At 66.2% G+C, this 22,574-nt stretch carries 19 protein-coding genes; 6 read left to right on the plus strand and 13 right to left on the minus strand.

Going from position 1 to position 22,574, the window contains the following annotated elements; all coding sequences use genetic code 11:
- Position 1 precedes the first annotated feature (1 nt).
- Both U4Y88_RS04465 and U4Y88_RS04470 read right to left on the minus strand, forming a co-directional pair.
- Positions 2–3,244, minus strand: a complete 3,243-nt coding sequence (locus tag U4Y88_RS04465) for a multidrug efflux RND transporter permease subunit (protein ID WP_321782519.1) — start codon at positions 3,242–3,244, stop codon at positions 2–4.
- Positions 3,245–3,256: 12 nt separating this feature from the next.
- Positions 3,257–4,432, minus strand: coding sequence for an efflux RND transporter periplasmic adaptor subunit (locus U4Y88_RS04470; protein ID WP_405045005.1), 1,176 nt, complete (start codon positions 4,430–4,432; stop codon positions 3,257–3,259).
- Positions 4,433–5,099: 667 nt separating this feature from the next.
- Here U4Y88_RS04470 and ppk2 point away from each other — a divergent pair.
- On the plus strand, positions 5,100–5,867 hold the full coding sequence (gene ppk2, locus U4Y88_RS04475) for a polyphosphate kinase 2 (protein ID WP_310631285.1): 768 nt from the start codon (positions 5,100–5,102) through the stop codon (positions 5,865–5,867).
- 33 nt (positions 5,868–5,900) lie between these two features.
- Entirely contained in the window at positions 5,901–6,158 is a 258-nt protein-coding gene (locus U4Y88_RS04480) for an RNA-binding protein (protein WP_321782521.1), read from the plus strand.
- A gap of 115 nt (positions 6,159–6,273) precedes the next feature.
- Here U4Y88_RS04480 and U4Y88_RS04485 read toward each other — a convergent pair whose 3' ends face one another.
- From U4Y88_RS04485 to U4Y88_RS04495, 3 genes are all read right to left on the minus strand, one after another.
- Positions 6,274–6,912 carry a response regulator transcription factor gene (locus U4Y88_RS04485; protein WP_224015521.1) on the minus strand — a complete coding sequence of 213 codons (639 nt, stop codon included), beginning with the start codon at positions 6,910–6,912 and terminating at the stop codon, positions 6,274–6,276.
- A complete protein-coding gene (locus tag U4Y88_RS04490; RefSeq protein ID WP_321782523.1) occupies positions 6,909–8,060 on the minus strand; it encodes an ATP-binding protein in 1,152 nt (383 codons plus the stop codon). Before U4Y88_RS04490 ends, U4Y88_RS04485 begins: the two co-directional genes overlap by 4 nt.
- 709 nt (positions 8,061–8,769) lie before the next feature.
- Positions 8,770–9,027, minus strand: a complete 258-nt coding sequence (locus U4Y88_RS04495) for a hypothetical protein (RefSeq protein WP_310631282.1) — start codon at positions 9,025–9,027, stop codon at positions 8,770–8,772.
- Between the two features lie 359 nt (positions 9,028–9,386).
- On the opposite strand from U4Y88_RS04495, the gene U4Y88_RS04500 reads away from it, so the two are divergent.
- Positions 9,387–10,892, plus strand: a complete 1,506-nt coding sequence (locus U4Y88_RS04500; protein WP_321782525.1) for a DUF3300 domain-containing protein — start codon at positions 9,387–9,389, stop codon at positions 10,890–10,892.
- A gap of 42 nt (positions 10,893–10,934) precedes the next feature.
- Positions 10,935–11,930, plus strand: coding sequence for a DUF2950 domain-containing protein (locus tag U4Y88_RS04505; protein ID WP_321782527.1), 996 nt, complete (start codon positions 10,935–10,937; stop codon positions 11,928–11,930).
- A 67-nt stretch (positions 11,931–11,997) separates the two neighbouring features.
- Here U4Y88_RS04505 and U4Y88_RS04510 read toward each other — a convergent pair whose 3' ends face one another.
- Positions 11,998–13,767, minus strand: a complete 1,770-nt coding sequence (locus U4Y88_RS04510) for a sulfate permease (RefSeq protein ID WP_321782529.1) — start codon at positions 13,765–13,767, stop codon at positions 11,998–12,000.
- Positions 13,768–14,016: 249 nt separating this feature from the next.
- On the opposite strand from U4Y88_RS04510, the gene U4Y88_RS04515 reads away from it, so the two are divergent.
- Positions 14,017–14,937, plus strand: coding sequence for a transporter (locus U4Y88_RS04515; RefSeq protein ID WP_321782531.1), 921 nt, complete (start codon positions 14,017–14,019; stop codon positions 14,935–14,937).
- Between the two features lie 34 nt (positions 14,938–14,971).
- Here the strand turns inward: U4Y88_RS04515 and U4Y88_RS04520 are convergent, their stop codons facing one another.
- From U4Y88_RS04520 to U4Y88_RS04550, 7 genes are all read right to left on the minus strand, one after another.
- On the minus strand, positions 14,972–15,568 hold the full coding sequence (locus U4Y88_RS04520) for a membrane integrity-associated transporter subunit PqiC (protein WP_224009083.1): 597 nt from the start codon (positions 15,566–15,568) through the stop codon (positions 14,972–14,974).
- Entirely contained in the window at positions 15,565–17,187 is a 1,623-nt protein-coding gene (locus U4Y88_RS04525; protein WP_224009085.1) for an intermembrane transport protein PqiB, read from the minus strand. The genes U4Y88_RS04520 and U4Y88_RS04525 overlap by 4 nt, the downstream gene beginning before the upstream one ends.
- The gene (locus U4Y88_RS04530) at positions 17,180–18,466 is read right to left on the minus strand and encodes a paraquat-inducible protein A (protein ID WP_321782533.1); all 1,287 of its coding nucleotides are present in this window, start codon (positions 18,464–18,466) and stop codon (positions 17,180–17,182) included. Before U4Y88_RS04530 ends, U4Y88_RS04525 begins: the two co-directional genes overlap by 8 nt.
- A gap of 108 nt (positions 18,467–18,574) precedes the next feature.
- Positions 18,575–18,961 (minus strand): response regulator transcription factor, encoded by a 387-nt coding sequence (locus U4Y88_RS04535; protein WP_224009089.1) that lies wholly within the window; start codon positions 18,959–18,961, stop codon positions 18,575–18,577.
- Positions 18,962–19,091: 130 nt separating this feature from the next.
- A complete protein-coding gene (locus U4Y88_RS04540) occupies positions 19,092–19,682 on the minus strand; it encodes a hypothetical protein (RefSeq protein ID WP_224009090.1) in 591 nt (196 codons plus the stop codon).
- Between the two features lie 114 nt (positions 19,683–19,796).
- On the minus strand, positions 19,797–20,384 hold the full coding sequence (locus tag U4Y88_RS04545; protein ID WP_310630898.1) for a YSC84-related protein: 588 nt from the start codon (positions 20,382–20,384) through the stop codon (positions 19,797–19,799).
- A 273-nt stretch (positions 20,385–20,657) separates the two neighbouring features.
- Positions 20,658–21,092, minus strand: coding sequence for a glycine zipper domain-containing protein (locus tag U4Y88_RS04550; RefSeq protein ID WP_415774401.1), 435 nt, complete (start codon positions 21,090–21,092; stop codon positions 20,658–20,660).
- A 645-nt stretch (positions 21,093–21,737) separates the two neighbouring features.
- On the opposite strand from U4Y88_RS04550, the gene U4Y88_RS04555 reads away from it, so the two are divergent.
- A complete protein-coding gene (locus U4Y88_RS04555; RefSeq protein WP_321782534.1) occupies positions 21,738–22,442 on the plus strand; it encodes a cation transporter in 705 nt (234 codons plus the stop codon).
- Positions 22,443–22,574 lie beyond the last annotated feature (132 nt).

The following is a 22,574-nucleotide window of genomic DNA, read 5'->3' on the forward strand; positions in this document are numbered from 1 at the left end:
CTCAGTCGTCTCCCCGTGGCGCGGAAGGCGTGCCTTTCGGCGGCGCGCCCGCGGCGCTGCCCGCTGTGCCCGCTGCCCCTCCCGCGCCACCGCCCGACGCATCGCCCGCGCCCGGCGCGGCTTTGCCCTTGCTGCCGCGCGACGACATCGTTTCGAGCAGGTAATAGAACATCGGGATAAAGAACACGGCGATCACGGTCGCGCCGAGCATCCCGCCGATCACGCCCGTGCCGATCGAGTGACGGCTGTTGGCCGACGCGCCCGTGGCGATCGCGAGCGGCACGCAGCCCAGAATGAAGGCGAGCGACGTCATGACGATCGGCCTCAAGCGCTCCTCGGACGCGACGATCGTCGCGTCGAGCACCGAGGCCCCGCCCTCGCGGTTCATCACCGCGAACTCGAAGATCAGAATCGCGTTTTTCGCCGCGAGCGCGACCAGCATCGTGAGCCCGATCTGGAAGTAGATATCGTTTTCGAGGCCGCGCAACAGGATCGCGAGCAGCGCGCCGAACAGCGCGAACGGCACCGCCATCAGCACGCCGACCGGCAGCGACCACTTCTCGTATTGCGCCGCGAGAATCAGGAACACCATGATGAGGCCGAACACGAACACCGAGCCCGACGTACCGCCCGACTTGCGCGCCTCGTAGGCTTCGCCGCTCCACGCCACGCCGAAGCCGGTGGGCATCGTCGCCGCGATCTCGTCCAGTGCGGCGATCACCTGGCCCGAGCTATAGCCCGGCGCGGCGTTGGCCGTGACGAGCACCGCCGGGAAATTGTTGAAGCGCGTGAGCAGGTCCGGTCCGGTCACGTAGTGGTAGTTCGCCACGGCGCGCAGCGGCACCATCGTGTCGGTCTTGCTGCGCACGTAGATGCGGTCGAGATCGTCGGGGCGCAGGCGCGTCGACGGATCGGCCTGAAGGATCACCTGCCACAGCCGGCTCGACCGGTTGAACTGCGAGACGTAGAGCGAGCCGAACATCGTCTGCATCGCGCTATAGACATCCTCCACCGGCACGCCGAGCGTTTCGGCGCGCTCGCGATCGACATCGACGAGCAGTTGCTGCGAATTCGGATTGAAGGTGGTCGTCACGCGCGCGAGTTCGGGCCGCTGCCGCGCCTTCGCAACGAACTCGCGCACCACTTCCGCGAGCTGCGTGATCGTCGCGTCGCCCTTGCTCTGGATCCACACTTCGGTGCCGCCCGTGGTGCCGAGGCCCGGAATCGAAGGCGGATTGACCGGTATGACGATCCCCTCCTTGATCGACGAGAGCGCCTTGTACGCATCCACCAACACCGCGCGCGCGTTCTGCGTCTTGGCGTGGCCCGACGAATAGCGCTCGTCGAAGCCCTTGAGCCCGACGAAGAACGTGCTCGCGTTGTTCTTGTTCTGCACGTCGAGCAGGCTGTAGCCGTCGACGGTGGCGATGCCGCTCACAGCGTCCTGCTTCATGAAATATTCGGCCACCTGATCGGAGACCGCGCCGGTGCGGTCGAGACTCGCCGCGTCGGGCATCGTCACCGCGCCGAGCAGATAGCCCTGATCCTCGGGCGGCAAAAACGCGGAGGGAATCGCCTTCATCATCACGACCGTCAGCGCGATCATGCCCGCGAACAGCAGCAGCGCCATCACCCAACGCCGGATCGCCACATGCACGAGGCCGATATAGCCGCGCGTCATGCGGCCGAACGCATTCTCGAACCAGCGGAAAAAGCCCTTCTTCTCGTGATGCGAACTCTTGAGCAGGATCGCCGCGAGCGCGGGCGACAAGGTCAGCGCCACGATGCCCGAGATCACCACCGAGATCGCGATGGTGATCGCGAACTGCTTGTACAACTGCCCGGTAATGCCGCTCACGAACGCCACCGGCACGAACACCGCGCAGAGCACGAGCACGATCGCGACCACTGGCCCGGCCACTTCGTCCATCGCGCGCTTGGCGGCCTCCTTGGGCCCGAGCTTGTGCACGGTCATATTGCGCTCGACGTTCTCGATCACGACGATCGCATCGTCCACCACGATGCCGATCGCCAGCACCATGCCGAACAAGGTCAGCATGTTGATCGAGAAGCCGAGCAGCGCCATGCCCATCGCCGTGCCGACGATCGACACCGGCACCGCCAGAATCGGAATCAGCGTCGCGCGCAGGCTTTGCAGGAACACATACACGACGATCACGACCAGCACGAGCGCTTCGAAGAACGTGTGCACGACGTCCGAGATCGAAGCGCGCGTGAACTCGGTCGTGTCCATCGCGATCTTGTAGTCGAGCCCTTCGGGGAACGACTGCTTGAGTTCGGCGAGCGCGGCGCGCACCTGCTTCGAGACGTCGAGCGCATTCGCGCCCGGCTGCTGATAGACCGCGATGATGGTGGCAGGCTTGCCCTGATAGCGACTGCGGATCGAGTAATCCTTCTGCCCGAGTTCCGCGCGGCCCACGTCCTGCAGGCGCACGATCGCCGCGCCCTCGCTGCTCGCGCGCAGGATGATGTCGTCGAAATCGCCGGGCTGCGCGAGGCGGCCGGGTGTCGTCACGGCGAACGACTGCTCGACCTTCGAGCCGGTTGGCGACTGCCCGATGCGCCCGACCGCGAACTGCTGGTTCTGGTTCTCCACCGCCCTTTGCACATCGGCCACGGTGATGCCGAGCTGCGCCATTCGGTCCGGCTTGAGCCAGACGCGCATCGCATAGTCAGGTGTCCCGAAGATACTCGACTGGTTCGCGCCGGGAATGCGCTTGAGCGCGTCCAGCACATAGATGTTCGCGTAGTTCGCGATATAGGTGCTGTCGTAGCGCTCGTCGGGCGAATAGATCGCGATCACCATCATGAACGCCGACGACTTCTTCTGCACCTGCACGCCCTGCGCCTGCACCGATTGCGGCAGCTGCGGCAAGGCGAGATTGACGCGGTTCTGCACGTCGACCTGCGCGAGCTGCGGATTGGTGCCGATCTCGAAGAACGCGTTGACGGTCAGATTCCCGGTCGATGAACTCGACGAGTTCATGTAGATCATGTTGTCCGCGCCGTTCACCTGCTGCTCGATTGGTGCGGCGACGTTGTTGGCGACCACGTCCGCGCTCGCGCCTGGATAGGACGCGGTGATCGTGATCTGCGGCGGCGTGATGTCCGGGTATTGCGCGACCGGCAGCGCCAGCATGGTCAGCGAGCCGCCGAGCGTGATGACGATCGAAATGACCGACGCGAAAATCGGCCGGTCGATGCAGAAGTGCGAGATGCTCATCGTCAGCGCCCTTCAGTTGGCCGAAGCGGAGGCCGGGGTTGCGGCCGAGGCGGGGGCGGCCGCTGCATCCGCCGCCACGGGAGTCGCGACGATCTTGAGCGGCGCATCGGCCACCACGCGGATCGCGCCATCGACGACCACGCGCTCGCCGTCTTTCAGGCCATCGAGAATGAACCAGTCGTTGCCGTGCCATTCGCCGACCTCGACCACGCGCTGACGCGCCTTGTCGTCCTTGTTGACGACCCAGACGAAGTGGCTTTTCGCGCCCTGCAACACCGCGCGTTGCGGCACGAGAATAGCGTTCGGGCGAATCGCGCCCGCGACGCGCGCGCGCACGAACTGGCCGGGACGCAGCACGCCGGTGGGATTCGCGAAGACCGCGCGCACGAGGAACGAGCCCGTTTCCGTATTGAAGGCCGGATTGGCGAAGTCGATCGCGCCGCTGCCCTTGTAGGTCGAACCATCCGCGAGTTGCAGCGACACCGTGAACGCATTGTTCGCCGGGAAGCGCAATTGCCCCGCCGCGATCTGATCGCGGTAGCGCAGCTGCTGATTCTCCGAAATGCTGAAGTTGGCCCACATGGGGTCCAGTTGATAGACGTAGGTCAGCAGGCCGTTCTGCGTCGATGTGACGTAGCTGCCGTCCTGCTGGCGCGCGAAACTCGAAAGCCCGTTCAGCGGCGACTTGATCGTCGTATAGCTGAGATTCAGCTCGGCGGTATCGACCTCGCCCTGCGCGGCGATCACGGCGGCGCGCGACTGCTTTTCGTTGCCGATCGCGTCGTCGAGATCCTTCTTGCTCAACGCATTTTCCTGCGCCAGCGGCCGCACGCGCGCGAGGTTCGCCTTCGCCACTTCGAGCCGCGCCTGCTGCTGCGCCAACTGCCCCTGCGCGGTGCGCAACGCGGCTTCGAAGGGCTTGGGGTCCATCTGGAACAGGGTCTGCCCGACCTTGACCAGCGAGCCTTCCACATACATGCGGCGGTCGAGGAAGCCGTCCACGCGCGCGCGTATCTGCACTTCGCGCGAACTCTGGGTCTGCGCGGTGAACTCGAAATCGACGGGCGTATCGTGCGCCGCGACCGTCGTCACCGTGACTTCGACGGGCGGCACGGCCGCCGCCGCCGGCTTCTTGCTGCAGCCCGCGCCAGCGACCACGAACGCTGCCGCGCCCACGGCGACGGCCATCGCACGGACGCCCTTCGCAACGGCCGCGCCCGGCGCCATGCGCCATTGCAGCGGCTGCTTCTGATGCCTGCACGCGTGCGCCATCATCGCCTCAGGGTGATCTCGCAAGGCCCGCTTTCGACCCGGCATGGCACAGCGCCAGCAACGTCCCTGGCTTGCACGCGCGCCACTCGAAAGAGCGGGTCCCTGATTGCTTGAACATACCGGTCAGGCCATGCCCGACCGCTGGGAAATTGCACTGCGCAGCGAACTCGCGGACGTGCCGACACGGACTGGTCCATGATTCGCCGCGATTCAGTATGGTGACGGCCTCGGGCGCCAACAATCGGACTTTGGTCCTAGCCCGCGCGACCCGGCATACAGCGTGAAAGCATCGCGCGCCCGCGCGCCGCCGGGCCGCATCGGGACATAGGACCAAGGTCCTATGGTGCGGTCCCGGACCCCCGGTTCATGCTCTCAGCCATGACCGTCGCGCGAATTGGCCGCGACGCCTCGCCATCGAGCACGGACTTCTCTGTGGGAGTGCACCATGTCTGGATCGTCAAGCCATGCGAAGCGGCGGGAAGCCAAGGCGGAAGCGAAGGCCGAAGCGAAAGCCGCCGCAAAGGCCGAAGAAAAAAACGCAGCGAAATCCGAGGCGCAGCCCGACGTGAATTCAGAAGGCAAGATGAGCAACAAGGCCTATTTGAAGGAGCTATTCCGGCTTCATGTCGAATTGGTGAACCTGCAACAATGGGTCGTGGAAAGCGGCGCGAAAGTCTGCATCGTGTTCGAAGGACGCGACGGCGCGGGCAAGGGCGGCACGATCAAGGCGATCACCGAGCGCGTGAGTCCGCGCGTGTTCCGCATCGTGGCGCTGCCCGCGCCCACCGAGCGCGAAAAGTCCCAGATGTACCTGCAACGCTATCTCCCTCACCTGCCCGCGGCCGGCGAAGTCGTGATCTTCGACCGGAGCTGGTACAACCGCGCGGGCGTCGAGCGGGTCATGGGTTTCTGCACGCCCAAACAGGTCGACGAATTTCTCGCGGCGGTGCCGCTGGTGGAGAAAGCGATCATCGCGTCGGGTGTCATCCTCATCAAGTACTGGCTCGAAGTCAGCGCGGAGGAACAGACGCGCCGCCTCGAAGACCGCATCCAGGACGCGCGCAAGACGTGGAAGCTCACGCAGATGGACCTCGATTCGTATAGCCGCTGGTACGACTATTCGCGCGCGCGCGACGAGATGTTCGAGAAGACCGATCTGGACTTTTCGCCGTGGCATGTCGCGCACTCCGACGACAAGCGGCGCGCGCGGCTGAACATCATCACGCATCTGCTCGCCACGATTCCCTATGAGACCGTGCCGCGCAACCGGGTCGTGCTGCCGCGCCGGCAGAAGGCGGGCAATTACGTCGATCCCAACCATCCCTGCAAGCGCGTGCCGGAGGCATTCTAGGCTCGCCTTACGAAGCGAATGTGGAGGCCAATGATGGGCGAATTATGGATTGGAAACATCGACGCCGATGTGTCACCGGACGAGATCAATGAATTCCTCGGCCGATACGGCTGCCCGCCGTTCGACGCGATCCAGCGCGTACCCGGCACCGGCGACCGTCCCGCCGTGGTGCTGAGTTTCGACAAGCTCAGCCCCGAAGCGCTGCGCATGCTGCAAACGCGCATTCACAACATCCAGTGGAACCATCGCGCCATCGTCGTGCAGGTGATGCCGCCGAGACGGGAAGACTGACGCAACTGAAGCACGGATCGAAAAAAAGCGGGCGAGGCGGTCGGTCTGGATAACCGGCCGCCTCGCCCGCTTGTTTGCATGGATTCGCTTTTTTGGCGCAGCAGCGACGACGCGTTCAGGAATGGCGCGCGTGCGCCGTCGCGGCGCCGCCAAGGTCCGCGCGTTCGGCGAGCCGCACGAGTTCCGCGAGCGATTCGGCCCGCATCTTTTCCATGACGCGCGCGCGATGGATCTTGATCGTCTTCTCCGCCGCGCCCAATTCGTCGGCCACGAGTTTGTTCGGCCGCCCCGCGACCACCAGCGCCATGACTTCGCGCTCGCGCGGCGTCAGTTGCGCGACGCGCCTCTGGATTTCCGCGTGCTGCGCGCGCTGTTCGAACATTTGCTGCGCGAGCGCGAGCGCGCGATCGACCGCGTCGAGCAACGGGCCTTCGTCGACCGGCTTCAGCAGAAAATCCGTCGCGCCGGCCTTCATCGCGGCGATGGCGGCACGCGTGCCCACGTGGCCCGAGACGAAGATGATCGGCACCCGGCCGACCAGCCGGCTCTGCAGCGCGATGCCGCTCAGATCGGGTAGCCCGAGATCGAGCAGCAGGCACGCGGGCTGGCTCGTCAGATCGGCGCGTTCGAGAAAATCGCCGGCGCAGCCGAAGGTCTGCACGGTGTAGCCCGCCGAACCGAGCAGACGGCCGAAGGCTCTGCGGACCGGCTCGTCGTCGTCGACGACGAACACGAGAGATTGCGGTGTAGTCATAGAGGTTCGTGCGCGCCGCTATTCGTGGTCGCGCCCTCCGCGGGTAGCTCGAATTGAAAGGTCATGCCGCGCTCGCGATTGCGTTCGGCCCACATGCGCCCGCCGTGCCCCATGACGATGATGCGGCTGATCGACAGACCGAGCCCCAGCCCGTTCGGCTTCGACGTCGAAAAGGGCTTGAACAGCGTCGCCATCTGCTCGTCGCTGACGCCGTGGCCGCTGTCGCGTATCGCAATGCGCACGCCGCCGCGGTCCGGCGCCGCGCCGACGTTCACGAACAGCGCGCGCCCGGCAGGCGCCCCGCCCTGCATGGCGTCGAACGCGTTGATGATCAGATTGACGAGGACCTGCTGCAATTGCACGGCGTCGCCGAGCAGCATCGGCAAGCCGTTCTCGATATGCGAACTCAAGGAGACGTTGCATTCGCGCGCGCGGCGGTGCAGCTGTTGCATGACGTCGCGCACGAGACAGCCCATGTCGATCGTGCTCAATTCGGTCTGCTGGCGTTTGCCGAACTGCCGCATCTTGCGGACGATGGCGTGCGCGCGCGCGCTATCGGACACGATCTCGTCGAGCAGTTCGAACATTTCGCCGATGTTGGGCGGCGTGCTCGCCAGAAAGCGCCGGGCCGCCTGCGCGTTGCTGAGAATGGCGGTGAGCGGCTGGTCGACTTCGTGCGCGAGCGCGGCCGCCATGTCGCCGACGTCGGAGGCCTGATCGTGATGCACGAGCGCCTGATTCGCGCCCCGCACGCCGGACTTCGCGGCGCACGCGGCGTCACCCGTGCCGCCTTCGTCGCCCTCGTCGCACAGCGCGTCGATCACGAGCACCGCGTAGTGCATTCGTTCGATTGCAAACGACACGGAACTCGTCACCTGCGCGCTGCCCTGACTGCCGTCTCTTTTACGCACGACGGCCGGACGCGTCGTGCTGCCCGGCGTGCCGCGCATCACCCACGACCTGCCGATGGGCGCGACGATGTCTTTATCGGGCGACGGCAGCACCAGCACGTCGAGCGGCAACGCGGTCAACTCCGCCATCGAATAACCGAACAGCAGCGCCGCTCGCGCATTGGCCGCGACGATGGTGCCGTTCGCGTCGACCGCCAGCGCGGCCGACGGCATCACGTCGATCATGCTGCCCAGCATGGGTGGCGCGACGCGCCGGCCGTCCGCGCTCACGCGCGTTGCCGGCGCCGCGAGCCTGGGTAATGCCCGATGAGTGAATCTGCCGGTGACTGCGGAAAGCCACGAAAGCCAATCCTCGCGGCCTTGCCCCAGGCCTGTGAGCCTGAAAGTGCGCTTTCCGTTCCCCACGTTCTCTCCGTACATGGTGCCCTCCGAACGCGATCCAGCCCGGGTTGTGCGACAGGGTCAACGATTCGATTAGCTATCCTGATAGCTAATGAGCCTGACGCAAACGACCGATGCATAGATGCGCGATATCTCTCAGAACCTGCATGCTGGCCGCGATATTCAAAGATTCACAACGGTGGCCAACTGCCGCTTCTTCTCGATGTGCGGCGAAGCGGTCTTGCCCGCTCCTGGCGAATGAAGTACTGAAACGTGCAAGGCTTGACTTACGTATGTCGATTGCAACGACACCGGATGAAGGGAAACAGCACTGTCTATATCGAGACAGTACGCGTAAATTATACGAAAAAAATCATGTCTTTCCCTGACTTATTTTTAAAGTCGGTAATTTTTTTCGATCTGTTGGTCATTCACATCAGTTATGCAATGGCGATATTCATACGTAATGCGCTTACATCATGCGTGTATGGCGGCATACGACATCGGCGCGGGATATTTGCAAACGCTTTGCAAACCGGTATGCCGCCATTCGTTTGAACGCACGCTAGTGCGATTGCCCCGGCGCCGACGCGGGCGCAGTGCCGCTGGCGGCTTTCTGCTGATCTGACTGCGCGTCCTGCGACTGCTGGGAGGCGCGCGCTTTTTCCCCGGCTTTTCGCTGTGCATCCTGCATCTGTTTCATACCTGGCGATCCGGTTTGCCCATAGGCCGGCACGATGCAGATCGACGTAATCGATGTAATCGATGCAATCGCCGCCGCCATCGCCGCCAGCCGCCATCGCCTTGCATGCGTAATGAACATGATTCTCACCTCAATTGATGAACATTGTGATACACCACCCTGCGTCTTATTAAGCTCATTAAGTCGCCGGAACGCTTCAGCCGCGCAAGCGGGCGTTATACGCAAAATACTTCAATACCGGCCATTCGAAATAAGATTGAATCACCGCGAATAATTATCGGAATAATGAAACGCCATTCCGGTTTTTCCCTGCCTGCGCAACGACATTCATTTGCGTGCCGGTACAAATAGTCAATAGGACTCTGGTCCGATTGATCCCGCCGCGCGCGACGACAAGACTAGTCGAATAGCCTTCCTCGGCTGCGTCGCGTCGCGATTTGCGCATCGGCTGGTACGGCTGGGCAATGGGAGGAGTGGCCATGACCTCGTGGACTGAACGAATCTCCGGCATGATCCGCTTGCTGATGCTCGCGTTCATGAGCGCGGTGTCGTGCGCGGCCCTCGCGCAAAACCCGGCACCCCCTGGGCAACCCGCACAAGCGGCACCACCGCCGGCTCAATCTGGACAAGCCGCGCAACCCGCGCCGTATAAGCCAGAAGAACTCGAAGCGCTGGTCGCGCCTATCGCGCTCTATCCCGACTCCGTGCTCGCGCAGGTGCTGATGGCCTCGACCTATCCGCTGGAAATCGTCCATGCGGCGCGCTGGTCGAAGGAGCATCCGAAACTCAAGGGCGATGAAGCCGTCAAGGCGGTTCAGGATCAGACGTGGGACACGAGCGTGAAATCGCTGGTGGCGTTTCCGCAGATTCTCGAACCGATGAACGAAAAAATCGACTGGACGCAGAAGCTCGGCGACGCCTTTCTCGCCCAGGAAAAAGACGTGCTGGCCGCCGTGCAGCGCTTGCGCGCGCGCGCCAAGGACGCGGGCAACCTGAAATCGAACGAGCAGCAGCAGGTGATCGTCGACCAGCCGGCGCAGCAAGGCGGCACGACGGTCGTGCGCATCGAGCCGACCAATCCGGAAGTGATCTACGTGCCCGCCTACAACCCGACCGTGGTGTACGGCGCGTGGAGCTATCCGGCTTATCCGCCGTACTACTGGCCGCCCTCGCCCATGTACTACCCCGGCGGCGCACTGATGACGGGCTTCGCGTGGGGCGTCGGTCTCGCGGCGGCGGGCGCGATTTTCGGCAGTTGCAACTGGGGCGGCGGCGACGTCAACGTCAACGTCAACAAGGCCAGGAACGTCAACCGCAATTTCAACAGCAACAACGTCCAGGGCGGCAAGTGGAAACACGACCCCGGCCATCGTCAGGGCGTGTCGTACCGCGATAACGCCACGCGCGACAAGTTTTCGCGCGACGTGCCGGGCGGCGCCGGTCGCCGCGACTATCGCGGCCGTAACGGCGCGGGTGGCGCTGGGGGCGTCGGCGGTGCAGGCGGCGTCGGTGGCGCGGGACGGCCCGGCGGCGTGGGCGGTGCCGGGGGCGCGGGCAAACCTGGCGGCGTGGGCGGCGTCGGTAACGCGGGACGGCCTGGCGGCGCGGGTGGCGTCGGCGGTGCCGGTGGCGCGGGACGGCCCGGTGGTGCGGGCGGCGTCGGCGGTGCCGGTGGCGCGGGACGGCCCGGCGGCGCAGGTGGGGCTGGTGGCGCAGGCGGCATCGGTGGCGCGGGCGGACCCGGAGGCGCGGGTGGAGTCGGCGGCCCCGGCGGACGCGGCGGCAATGCCGGTGGCGGACGCGACAGCGCATTTCAGGGCGTCGGTGGCGGTGGCGCCACGCAACGCGATATCAGCCGAGGCACGTCGAGCATGCAGTCGTCCAGCTTCAATCGCGGCGGCAGCAGCAACATGCGCAGCGGTGCCGGTGGTGGTGGCGGCATGCGCGGCGGCGGTGGCGGCGGCCGTGGTGGCGGCAGACGCTAGACGCCAGGGAGCGATGCGATGAAAGCAGCGATGAAAGCACCCATGAAAGCAACTCTGCAGGCACCCGTGAAAGACCGGTCGCGGCCTCGCGTGCTGCCCGGCCTGATCGCGGCGGCGTCGTTGACGGCGGCACTCGCCTTCGCGCCGACGCAGCCGTTCGCCGCGGCGGCGCAGGCCTCGTTCGCCTCGCCCGAAGCCGCCATGAGCGCATTCGGCGAGGCCGTCTCCGGCAATAACGAAGCAGAACTGAAGAAATTATTCGGCGCCGATTTCCGTCGGCTCGTGCCACCCGAGGGCGCGCAGATCCGCATGCGCTTCCTTGAGGAATGGCAAGTGAGCCATTCGGTCAAGACCGACGGCGAGCATCGCGCGCATATCGCGGTCGGAAACGACGGCTGGACTTTCCCCTGCCCGCTCGTCAAGAGCGGCCAGGGCTGGCATTTCGACATGGCCGCGTGCGCCGAGGAAATGCGCATCCGGCGCATCGGCCGCAACGAACTCGCGGCGATCCAGACCATGCTCGCGATCTACGACGCGCAGCGCGAATACGCCTCGTCGTATCACGACGGCCACGACACCTACGTGTACGCGCGCCGCCTCGCGAGTTCGCCGGGCAAGCAGGATGGGCTCTACTGGCCGACCGCCGCCGACGCGGAACCGAGCCCGCTCGGCGAGGACTTCGCCGCCGCGGGTTCGCGCAATTCGCGCAGCGCGGGCTACAACGGCTATCACTACATGCTGCTGACCTCGCAGGGACCGCACGCGCCGGGCGGCGCCTACGACTACCTCGTGCGCGGCCAGTTGTTCGGCGGCTTCGCGGTGGTCGCGTGGCCGGTCAAATACGGCGACACCGGCATCAAGACTTTCCTCGTGAGTCACGACGGCCAGGTCTACGGGCGTGACCTCGGACCCAGTACCGCGACCAAGGCCGAAGCGATGACCTCGTTCGATCCGGGCCCGGGCTGGGCGAAAGAGAAAGACACGGAGCAGGATGCGGGCGACGCCGCGCAGACGCCCGAGCAGACGCCCGAGCAGTAGCGTCGTCGCAGACTTTGATAACAGCGTTGGCGATCACGCAATCGATCACGCCAGGCGCGCGCGCCGGTCACGGCGCGGGCTGCCCCAGACGATCGGCGGCCGGATCGCGGCCCGCATCGCCGAGATAAGCGTCGACTGCACTACCCACGGTCGGATGAAAGCGCGCATCGCCGAGCAGATCGAGCAGTTCGAAGCGCCTGAGCTTGTCGCGCACCGGATCCTTCATCTCGGCGAAATGCAGCGCAATGCCTCGATGATTCAGCGACTGGATCAGCTCGCGCAGCATGTCGGCCGACGTCACATCGACGCTGGTCACCGGTTCGGCGGCCACCACGATCCGGCGCACCGGTGTCGGCGATGCGTCGACGGCCTCCAGCAGACGCTCCTGAAACAACTCCGCATTGGCAAAGAACAGCGGCGCGTCCCAGCGAAACAGCAGCAGTCCCGGAATGCGCACGGCATGCGGATAGCGCGTGATGTCGTGATATCCGCGCACATCCTCCACACGACCGAGCACGGCGAAATGCGGCCGCCAGCCATCCCACAGAAATTCGATGATCGCGATCACCACCGCGATGCCGATGCCCGGAATCGCGCCGAACACCGCGACGCCCGCGAAGCACACCATGGACAGCCAGAACTCCCATTGCTGGATGCGGTAAATGCGCTTGAGATCGGTGACTTCGAACAGGCCGATCGCCGCCGCCACGACCACCGCCGCGAGCGCGCTGGTCGGCAGATAGCGCATCAGGTTCGGCGCGACGAGCAGCAGCAGCGCGACGGCCAGCGCGCCCACCACGCCCGTCAATTGCGTCTTCGCGCCAGCGGCTTCCGCGACCGGCGTGCGCGACGAACTGCTGCTGATCGGAAAGCCATGAAAGAAGCCCGCCGCCAGATTCGCGATGCCGAGCCCCACCATCTCCTGGCTCGGATCGACGCGGCTGTTGTAGCGCGCCGCGAAGGTGCGCGAGAGCACGCTGGTGTCGGCGAAGGAAATCATCGCGACCGCGCAGCCGCCGAGCACGATCTTGACCAGATCGGCGCCGCTCGCCCAGGGCAGCGCGAAGGTCGGCAAGCCCTGCGGAATCTTGCCGAGCACCTTGACGCCGCGTTCGTCGAGATGCAGCACGCTCACGCAGAGCGTCGCGAGCACCACGGCGATCAGGATGCCGGGCACCTTGTCGAAGCGTTTGAGCGCGAGGATCACCACGAGGCTGCACGCGCCCACCGCGAAGCTGATCCAGTTCGCCTGCCCGTCGGCGATGGCCGTGCCGAGGCTCAGCAGGTCGCGCAACGGACCCGCATCGTCGATGGAAATCGCAAACAGCTTGGGCAACTGGCTGATCAGCACGGCGATGGCGATGCCGTTCATATAGCCGTATCGAATCGGCTTCGAGAGCAGTTCGGTCACGAAGCCCAGACGCAAGAGGCCCATGAGGATGCAGAACGCGCCGGACACGACGGCCATCATGCTCGCGACCGCGATCGCGCGCGCGGGATCGCTGCCGGCGGCCGCCACCACGACGGCCAGAATCGGCGCGGCGAGCGCGGAGTCTGGGCCGAGCACGAGGATGCGGCTCGGACCGAACACCGCGTACGCGAGCAGCGGCACGATCGTCGCGTAGAGCCCGTAGACGCCGGGCACGCCGGACGCCTCGGCGTAGGCGATGCCCACGGGCACCAGCATGGTGGTCAGCACGAGCCCGGCGGCCACGTCGCTCGGCAGCCAGCTCAAGCGGTAACTCTTGAGCGTGACGAGGCCAGGCAGCCACTTCGACCATCCGTGCGTCGCGCTCGCGGCATGCGCGTTGTCGAGACCAGAGGTAGGGGTTTGCATGTGTCGAATGGATCGTGCGGCGTGGCGTTCGATTGCAGGTCCGTCAACGCGCGTGGTTCATCGGATTCGTGGATGATTCATGCAGGGATCGCCCACATTCGGCGCTGATGCGGCCAGGCAGAACGGATGATGTGTCATGTCAAGAATAGTTCACGTTAGCGCTTTAAGACAGCGGGCGAACCCGCCTCACGCGCGGCGTGGCGAGGCCGATTCGACTCGCCGCGCGCGGATCGCGCGCCGCCTGCGGCCATGAGCCGCCTGACCGTTCGCATCGCACGCGGCCTCTGCCTGGCCGCGCTGTTCGTGCTCTGCGGCGCGCCCCGCGCGCAGGAACTGGAGCCGCGCAGCTATTCGCCCTCGCCGGTCGGCACGAACTTCGTCATCGCGGGCTATGCGCATGTGAGCGGCGACGTGCTCACCGATCCGTCATTGCCGATCAGCGGCGTCAACGCGCGCATCGACACGTTTCTGCTCGGCTATGTGCGCACGTTCGCGCTCGCGGGACGCACGGCTTCGGCGGGCTTCGTGCTGCCGTACGTGGACGCCAATCTCAACGGTCTCGTGATCGGCGCGCCGCGGGAGATCAACCGCACCGGTTACGGCGACCTGCAGATGCGCTTCGCCATCAATCTGTTCGGCAATCCGGCCGCCTCGCCCGAGGTCTTCGCCGCGACGCCTCAAAGTACGTCGGCGGGCCTCAGCCTCACCATTCAGGCGCCGACCGGGCAGTACGTGCCGACGCGGCTCGTCAACATCGGCAATCACCGTTGGGCCTTCAAGCCCGAAGCGGGCATCTCGCAGCCGTGGGGCGACTGGTTTCTCGAAGCCGCGGCCGGCGCGTGGTTCTTCACGCCCAACCACGACTTCTACAACGGCCACGACCGCAGCCAGGCGCCGCTCGTCATCGTGCAGCTGCACGGCGGCTACAGCTTCCGGCCCGGCTTGTGGCTCGCCGTGGACATGGGCTACGCGCAGGGCGGCGAAACCAGCGTGAACGGCGTGGAGAACGGCATCGAGCAGGGCAACCTGCGCGGCGGCGTCACGCTCGCCGTGCCGCTCGGGCGCGGCTGGTCCACGAAATTCGCGTACTCGCGCGGCTTCGTCACGCGCGCCGCGGGCAACTATCAGATCGTCTCGGTGGCGCTTCAGTATCGCTGGTTCGATCGTTGAGCCGCGTGAGGTGTCGCGACACCGCGCGCGCTGCTCACTGCGGCACGCCCGCGCGGATCGCCGCCGCGATCTCCTCGCTGATCGCACCGAGCGCGCGCTCGTGCGCCGCCACCAGCGCGCCGTCATCGCGCCCGCCGACCGGCTCGCGGGCCACGCTGCGCCCGAGCAGCGCCGCGCCCTTCGCGGGCGGGCGCACGGTCCATTGCGCGGCGATCGTCACCGCGTCGCCCGGCACGCTGTCGATGCTGACGATATCGACGCGCACATACCACTGCGGCAGCCCGCCCGCGCCCGTATCCAGCACGGACACGCGCGCCGTCGCGAGACGCTGCGAGAGATCGGCGGCGATCACGCGGGCGATATCGGTTTTCAGCGGCTCGGCCCAGCGCGCGAACTCGTTCAGCTCGATGCGGTTGTCGGCGGTGCGCGTGACCATCTGCGGACGGTCGACGAGATCGGGCACCGTCACGGGACTCACGACGATGCTCATCGTCGCGGGCACGGACGCCTCGCTCATGCGCGCATCGCCGTGCATCGAGTAAAAGACCGGCGTCGGCGAACTGCAGCCCGCGCTGGCGAGCAGCGCGAGGGACGCGATCAGACCGCCCGCACGGGCACGCGCGCGCATCATGGCTTGTCTCCAGGCTTGCCCCTCACGACCGCCTCGGGATGCCGCTCCAGATAGTCCGTGAGGTTGCGCATCGAGGCCGCCGTGCGGGCCAGTTCACGCATGGCGTCGCTCGCGTTCTGCTGGAGCTGCGTGTCGGGCTGCAAGGCGGAATTCGCCGAATCGAGCGCCGAGCGCGCCGACGACAGCGTGCCCTGCGCCTGCGGCACCACGTCGTTGCCGAGCTTCGCGATCACGTCGTTGGTGTTCTCCAGCGTCTGCTTCGCCTGCGAGCCGATCTGCTCGAACGGAATGCCGTTGAGCTTGGCGAGCAGCCGCGTCAGCGAATCCTGCAACGATTGCAGCGTGCGCGGCACCGTGGGCAGTTCGGGCGGCGTGCGGCTCCAGTCGATCGTCGCCTTCGGCGAATCGGGGAACATGTCGAACGCCACATACAGTTGCCCCGTGAGCGGATTACCCGAGCGCAACTGGAAGCGGAAGCCGTTGGCGATCAGGAAATCGGCGAGTTCGCGCGGCGACGACGTGAGGCGTCCGCCCTGCTGCGCATTGGTCCGGTAGCGCGACGTGAAGCGCTCGGGGTACAGGCTGATCTCGACCGGAATGCTGAACTGCTTCTTCACCGGATCGAAGCGCGTGTAAATGTGCGTGACCTCGCCCACCTCGACGCCGCGGAAATCGACGGGCGCGCCCACGGTCAGCCCGCGCACCGAATCGAAGAACGTGACGATATAGGTATCGACGATGCGGTCGTGCTGCTTCATCGCTTCCCCGCGCGTCGCGTAGAGATCGAACGAGGTGTTGTCGGCGACCTCGGGCAGATCGCGGTCGGTGTCCGGCGTCTCGAACGCGATCCCGCCGATCAGCAGCGAGACGAACGACTGCGTGTTGATCTGCACGCCGTCGGGACTCAGCGACACATCGAGCCCGCTCGCATGCCAGAAGCGCGTTTCGCTGCGCACGAAGCGGTCGTAGGGCGCGTTCACGAACACGCGCATCGTCACGCCCTTGCCGTTCGGATCGAGTTCGTACGACGCGATCTGGCCGACTTCGAGGCGGCGGAAGAACACCGGCGAGCCGACGTCGAGCGAGCCCATGTCGGCGCTCTTGAGCACGAACTCGCGGCCCGGCATGTCGCTCGGAAACACCGGCGGCACTTCGAGACCGACGAAGTCGCGCCGCGTCGATTTCGAATTGCCCTCGTCCATGCCCACATACGAGCCCGACAGCAGCGTGCCGAGACCCGAGACCGTGCCGCCGGAAATGCGCGGGCGCACGACCCAGAAGCGCGTGTTCGCCACGAGCATGCTGGTCGCGTCCTTGACGAGTTCGCCGGTGGCGATCACGCGCTTGTGATCGCGCGAGAGCGTCACCGACTTCACGATGCCGATGTCGACGTCCTTGTACTTGATCTTGGTCTTGCCGGCTTCCAGGCCGTCGCCGTTGCGAAAGCTGATGGTGATCGTCGGGCCTTCTTCGAGGATCGCTTTCACGGCGAGCCAGCCGCCGATCAGCAACGCGACGACGGGCACCAGCCAGACGATCTGCATGCGCCAGCGCGAGCCCGCGACCGGTTTCGCTTCGGGCAGATCGGGCAGGTTATCGCCAGGGCCGGAGTCAGGCATGATCGCGCTCCAAGGGGTCCCAGATCAGGCGCGGATCGAACGCGCTCGCCGCGAACATCGTCATAACCACGACCGAGCCGAAGGCAATCGCGGCGGGTCCGGCCTTGATGGTCGCGAGCGCCTTGAACTGCACCAGCGCGACCAGCATCGTGACGACGTAGATATCGAGCATCGACCAGCGCCCCACCAGCTCGATCATCCGGTAGATGCGCGTGCGTTCCTCGGGCAGCCAGTGCGAGGCGCGCTGCGCCGAGGCCGCGAGATAGCCGAGGCCGAGAATCTTCATCATCGGCACGGCGATGCTCGCGATGAACACCACGATCGCGAGCGGCCACGACCCCGACACCCACAGATAGACGACGCCGCTCATGATGGTGTCCTTTTGCGAGCCGAACAGCGAACTCGTGTCCATCACCGGCAAGACGTTCGCGGGCACGTAGAGCACGACCGAGGCGGTCAGGAACGCCCACGTGCGCGAGAGACTGCCGGCCTTGCGCAGATGCAGCGGCGTCGCGCAGCGCGGGCACGCGACCGCGCGGCCGCTCGCGGGCATCCGCACGATCAGCTCGCAGCACGGGCACAGCGCGAGGCCGCAGGCCGCGCCCGTGAGGCCGCGAACCGGCCGGGTCGGCGTCGTGGCAGCCGATCCGGTCAAAGGCTTCGGCCCCGCCCCGGAAGTCGGCGAAATGCGATGCCAGAGCGCGGGCACGTCGAGCGCCGCGCCCGTGCCCGCCAGCACGATCATCAGCGCGCCGAACGACCAGAGCGCGACGCCCGTCACCACCGTCGCGATATGCGAGAGCTTGACCAGCGCGATCAGCAGCCCGAGGATCAGCACCTCGGTCATGCCCCAGGTGCGCGCGACGCCCATCACGCGAAACACCAGATTCGCCGCGCGCGGCTTGCGGCCGAATTCGAGCGGCACGAGCAGCCACAGCAAGGTGACGATCTGCGTGGCCGGCATCAGGATCGTCGTGACGAACACGAGACCCGCGATCGGCCACATGCCGTCGAAATAGAGCACCTCGACCGCGCCCCACAAGGTCGCGCGGATGACGTTGCCGTTGACGGCGAGGCCCACGATCGGAAACAGGTTCGAGATGACGTACAGCACGAGCGCGCCCGAGGCGAGCGCGAGCGAGCGCCGGCTGCTGTCGGTGTGATCGCGTTCGAGTTCCGCGCCGCAGCGGCGGCAGCGCAGCACGCCGTGATGCGGACACGGCGCGCGCCGCTGCAGCAGGTCGCATTCGTGGCACAGGAGCAGGCCTTCGTGCTTCATGGCGGCGGCTCCCATGCGGGCATGCGCGGCGCGATCCGGCGGCGCGGCGCATGACGGCGGACTAGACGGTGGAGAACATCGGCCTCGAATCTCATGGCGGCTACTCGCTCACGCGTCGCGATCCTTGTCGAGCACGGAACGCACGGCGTCGATCAAATCGAGTTCGTCGAACGGCTTGCACAGATACGCCAGCGCGCCGCCCGCATGCGCCTGCTCGCGCACGCGCGGCTCGTCGTGCGCCGTGATGATGATGACCGGCAGACCCGAGCCCGCGAGACGCTGCTGCACGTCGATGCCGCTCAGCCCAGGCATCTGGAAGTCGAGAATCACGCAGGCGGGCCGATAGGGATCCGCCGCGTGCAGCGCGTCGAGAAAGGCCTCACCGCTCGCGAACGCCACCGCGTCGATGTTCGCGGACTTCAACAGACGCCGGATCGCACGCCCGACGGATGCTTCGTCGTCGACGATCGCCACGGAATGACTGGAAGCGCTCATTTGGTCCACCCGACAGCAAAACCGGTGCTGGCATTGGTCGCTCCCGAGCCATCAACGCCCGACAAACAGCGGCTGCGGACAGGTCGGTGCCGCGCATGCGCGTGCCAGGCATGCGGGCACGGCGCACTCACTACTTGGTGTGCGCGGGCTGAACAGAGATGGCCAGCGCCTCCGTGTAGACCGCCTCGACCTGATCGCCCTTCTTGATGTTCGCTAATTGTTCGGGATCCTCAACTTTGAGGTCGACCGTATCGCCCTCGGGTCCCTTGAGCGTCACCATCTTCGTTTTGTGGTTCACGCCGACGACGTCGGCGACCACACGCACCTGCCTGCCGATGGTCCCGCCAGGCTTCGCGCCCTGGGGCGCGCGTTCGAGCGAAGGCGTTTCCTCGACCGAGGTCGCTTCGCCGCCGCCCTTCTTCAGGCTCAGCGAGAGGCCTTCGCGATACGTCATCGTGACCTTGTCGCCGATCCTCAGCTGATCGAAGTTGCGCGCTTCCTCGCCGACCTGCACTTCGAAGGTCTTGCCGTCTTCGCGCTTGAGCCGCACGGTGCGCGTCGCGGGATCGACGCTCAGCACCTCGGCCGTGACCGTGCGCTTCGCAGCGACCGCGGCCTTGCCGGGCGATTTCACCACGGCAGCGTCCGTTTGCGCCTGAACACTGCCAAGCTGGACGAAGCCGATGACCAACGCGGCTGCCAGCAGTTTGAGCTTCGGCATGAATGCCTCCGTCTGGGGATATGACGTCGCGGGCCGCAGCGCCCGCGCTACACGGCGGCGCACTTCCCGCATCGATCGAGATGCGCCGCCGCGTCGAATGCGCCGTCCCGGCCGCTATAGATTGAGCTTCGTGACCTTGGTGCCCGACAGCGAGGCGTCCGCCATCAGCCCGGTATTGGTCATCACGATCGCCGACACCGGCGCGGTCGCGGTGCGCGTGTCGAGCGTGCCGTTCGCGCCCACTTTCAGCAGCGAAACCTGCACGTCGCCGCCGACCGACCAGCCCGCCGAATTGCGGAACTTGTCGAGCGCCTCCTGCGTCATGAACAGGAAGATGATCGCCGTCGATTGCGCGCCCGCCTGGAATCCGAACGACGCCGCCGCGGAGCTGTAATAGCCGACGGTCGAGCCGCTCACGCGCAACGAACCCTCGCCATACGCGGCGCCCGCGATGAACGCGGCCTTGACGATGGACGGGAACACGAGCACGCCGCGCGCCTTGGAGACCAGCTCCTGCGAGCCGCCCACCATCGCATAGAGCCGCGACATCGTGCCGTCCACCTCGGCGTCGATCTTCTGGCGCTTCGAGGCGTCGGTTTCCTCGCTCTTGCCGCCGCCGCTCGTCGTGCTGCAACCCGATACGGCCGCGCCCACGGCGGCGGCCATCACAGCGACCCTAAGCACAAAACTTCTTCGCTTCATTATCGTCCTCCGGCAACCCTCAAAGGCCATCCGCAACGCGTGCGCCCGTGTCGGCATGCAACGCCGCGTGACGCGTCATTGCATTATGTCGAAGGCAATCGCGAGCACCTATCGGGCCTTGGTCCTATATCGCCCCAATCGCCACCATCGCCACCCTCACCGCCAGCGAATTCGACACAGCACGGCGCGGCACACCCCATCACGCCTCCGCAACGACCGCGTCGGCGACGACTTCTCTCGACTCACATCGCGCGCGTCAATCCACGCACGCGCCTATTTGATCGTGTAGCCGCGGCCTTCCATGCACGCGGCGTAAGCGCGATTGAACGCATCCATCGCGCCCTGCGACTGCGCCTGCGAATTGGCTTGCGCGTCGCGCCGGTTCTGGCGCGCCCGCGCGCCGCCCACCATCGTGCCGCCGACCGCGCCGATCGCCGCGCCCTTGCCCGCATCGCCCGCGATGGCGCCGATCACCGCGCCGCCCGCCGCGCCGCGCGCGGCACCGCCCACGCGCTCGCCGCCGCCGACCGCCGGACCCGATGGCGGGGGCGCCGACGTCACCTTGGTGGGGTCGACACCGGTATTGCTTTTGGCCCAGCCGTAGCACGCGCCTTCGTCGTTTTGCTGCTGCTGCGCGCTCTGCCCCTTCGCGGGATAGACGATCGGGCTCGCGCTCACGAGGCTCGCCGGCAGCAAACCCGCGGCGATCACGGCACGAAGGCAGCGCTTGATTGACAGGCTCACGGCTCCTCCTTGGCGCTACGCCAGGTAGAACGAATCGTTTCCGTACAGGACCGGCCGACGCGCGTGGCATCGTCTTTCGGCGCCCGACCACGTCGGCCGCCGCGATGCACGGTCTGTCCCGTACGCTTCGTGATGCGCGCCGGACGGCATGCATGCCCGCTCCGCGCTTGATGCTCACTTGATGTTCAGAATGTGTCGGCGGCCTGCCTGGAGCAATCGGACCAAAGTCCTACTTGCCTTCGCGCGCTTGCGTCACGGCGCGATTGCAGCACGTTTGGCAGGAACAAGGGCAGGAAGGCGCGCGCCTCGCGGTGTGTCTGGGACGATCGCTGCGCGGGGGTTTGCGGATCGTTCGCGGGCCGGTTCGAGGGCACTTTAGCGGCTGCGTTCGCGGGTTTTGTGGCGATGCACGCGCGGCGGATTGGCGTGATCGGTGCATCGTCGCGAGCGGCGCGAGTGGAGTCCGCAAGCGCCGATTGGTTGCACACACATCCTTGTCACCGATAAAGCGCGCGCAACGGCACGGCCTTCCGACACGCCCACCGTCATCAATGTGCCATCTGCGCCTTGTACGCTAGGGGCCACAAAAACTCCCATCCTCCGCTTCGCATGCAACCCGTCACCCCGGTGTGCGACCGGGCATCCCTGCGCGCCGCCCGGTTCAGCGTCTTCGCGAGCGCATCGCTGGTGGCCCTGCAACTCACGATAGGCTGGTGCGCGGATTCGCGTGCGATCATCGCCGACGGCACGCACACGCTCGTCGATCTGCTCGTCGACGCAGTCCTGTTCGCCTCCCTGTTTCTGCGCGCCCGGCAATGGCGCGGTCTGTCGGCGGGCGCGATGTCGTGGACGCCCGCGACGCTTTGCACGGCGTTGTCGGCGCTCGCGGGCGCGACGCTGCTCGCGCAAGGCCTGGGGATCATCTCGACCGATCCGGCCACGGCGGGCGACAGCGCCGAAAGCTGGGTGCTGCTCGCCGCGCTGCCCGTGATCGCGATCCGCGAATACATGGCGCGGCGGCTCAGCGCGACCGCCGAACAAGTCTCCGATACCGATTCGCAAGCCGCGAGCGTGCTGAGCGCGAGCGCCTGGCACGCCAGAATCGACGCGTTGTCGGCCTGCGCGGCGGCAGTGGGCGCCGGCGGCATCCTCGCGGGCTTCGGCGGACTCGACCAGATCGCCACCGGTTTGATCGGCGTGATCATGCTCGCCACCGCGCTCTTTTCCGCGAACAGCCCGGTGCGCAAAGGCCTCGGACACGTCCGGGCCTTCGCGTTCGGCACGCGCCGCCCGGGCGGCGCCGCGGAAAGCTGAGCGCTGGGCCGCTGCCGGGCCGACTGGCCCGGTGCACGCTCGCCCTCCCGGCTTTCAGCCTCCCCCCCCGTTCCGCCCCCCATCACCCGACACATAACCCAACTGCCACTCCGGTTATTTCCTCACCATTAA

Source organism: Paraburkholderia sp. J94 (assembly GCF_905220285.1).
Taxonomy (GTDB): Bacteria; Pseudomonadota; Gammaproteobacteria; order Burkholderiales; family Burkholderiaceae; genus Paraburkholderia; species Paraburkholderia tropica_A.